The sequence below is a fragment of the Paenibacillus chungangensis genome, from assembly GCF_042675905.1.
In the GTDB taxonomy this organism is placed as follows: Bacteria; Bacillota; Bacilli; order Paenibacillales; family Paenibacillaceae; genus Pristimantibacillus; species Pristimantibacillus chungangensis.
The window spans coordinates 1-570 of the sequence record NZ_JBHTJZ010000038.1 but is presented as its reverse complement, the minus strand read 5'-3'; the positions used below and the strand labels follow the sequence as shown (position 1 = coordinate 570).

Here is a 570-nt window from a genome sequence, read left to right as displayed (position 1 = left end):
GATGCGCTCGTTGTTGTAAAAGACCTCAATGTACTCAAAGATGCTTTTCTCGGCTTCGGAACGGGTTGCATACTTGTTCAAGTAGATCAGTTCTTTTTTGATGATGCTGTGAAAGGATTCGATGCAAGCATTATCGTAGCAGTTACCTTTTCGGCTCATGCTGCCGATCATAGAATAGGTCTTAAGCTGCTCTTGGTAATCATGCGAGGCGTACTGGCTGCCGCGATCCGAATGATGCAGGACCTCGCCTTCGGGCCGCTGACGGCCGTGAGCTTGCCTTAGCGCCAGCAGAACCAACTCCCTTGTCATGCGGTCGCTCGTGTGCCAACCAACGATCTTGCGTGAGTACAAGTCCATAACGCTAGCCAAGTACAGCCAGCCTTCTTCGGTCGCTACATAGGTGATGTCTGTTACCCATTTTTCATTTGGCTTACTAGCCGTAAATTCCTGATTCAGTACGTTTTCTTGCACTGGAAAATTGTGTTTGGAGTTCGTTGTTGCCTTGTATTTTTTGACGGTTCTTGAGCGCCACTGTTGCTCGCTCATAATCCGTGTCACCGTTCGCGTTGA

General features: G+C 48.8%; 1 protein-coding gene. It reads right to left on the bottom strand.

The window, feature by feature from the left end; all coding sequences use genetic code 11:
- The coding region (locus tag ACFQ2I_RS19445; RefSeq protein WP_377567201.1) for an IS3 family transposase at positions 1-570 on the bottom strand (570 nt) is incomplete at both ends.